Genomic DNA, 716 nt, shown 5'->3' with positions numbered 1-716 from the left:
ATTTTGAATTTTGTATAAAGAATCTGCATTTTTTAGTGAAGCTGTATTGTCCAGACACCTAGAAAGTTGCGGAATCGTAACGAAGAAAAATAAAAAAATATAACTTTTTTTAGATGGATGGCTTGCATTATGTTTCTAGAAGTAGTAGTTTTGCACCGCAATTAAGGAAAACGAAACAGAACAACAAAAATACTGAAAACGCTTCTTAATATGCAACGATTCCGTAGCTCAGTTGGTAGAGCAATACACTTTTAATGTATGGGTCCTGGGTTCGAGTCCCAGCGGGATCACCGAGATGTCTAGCACGATAGATGTTTTAAGATAAATTTTTGACTTAGCTTTTGCGATGTAAATCGTAGAAATAAGTACCGATTCCGTAGCTCAGTTGGTAGAGCAATACACTTTTAATGTATGGGTCCTGGGTTCGAGTCCCAGCGGGATCACTGAGATGTCTAGCACGATAGATGTTTTAAGATAAATTTTTGACTTAGCTTTTGCGATGTAAATCGTAAGAAATAAGTACCGATTCCGTAGCTCAGTTGGTAGAGCAATACACTTTTAATGTATGGGTCCTGGGTTCGAGTCCCAGCGGGATCACCGAGATGTCTAGCACTGATAGACGTTTWACCTTTTTTGTTTTACAGCTTTTATATTTTTCTACACTATTTTTATAATCTTTATAAATGATTCAAAAATAAACGATTATGAAGAAATTC

Annotated in this window: 3 tRNA genes; all 3 read left to right on the top strand. The window is 36.1% G+C overall.

Annotation, left to right across the window (positions count from 1 at the left end):
• Positions 1-217 precede the first annotated feature (217 nt).
• The 3 genes from BWI92_RS26250 (at position 218) to BWI92_RS26240 (ending at position 597) form a co-directional block, all read left to right on the top strand.
• A tRNA-Lys gene (locus tag BWI92_RS26250) sits at positions 218-290 on the top strand.
• Positions 291-370: 80 nt separating this feature from the next.
• Positions 371-443, top strand: a tRNA-Lys gene (locus tag BWI92_RS26245).
• An 81-nt stretch (positions 444-524) separates the two neighbouring features.
• Positions 525-597: transfer RNA gene (locus tag BWI92_RS26240), tRNA-Lys, on the top strand.
• Positions 598-716: the final 119 nt, after the last annotated feature.

The organism is Flectobacillus sp. BAB-3569, assembly GCF_002270355.1.
In the GTDB taxonomy this organism is placed as follows: Bacteria; Bacteroidota; Bacteroidia; order Cytophagales; family Spirosomataceae; genus Flectobacillus; species Flectobacillus roseus.
This window is presented reverse-complemented; position numbering and strand designations above follow the sequence as displayed.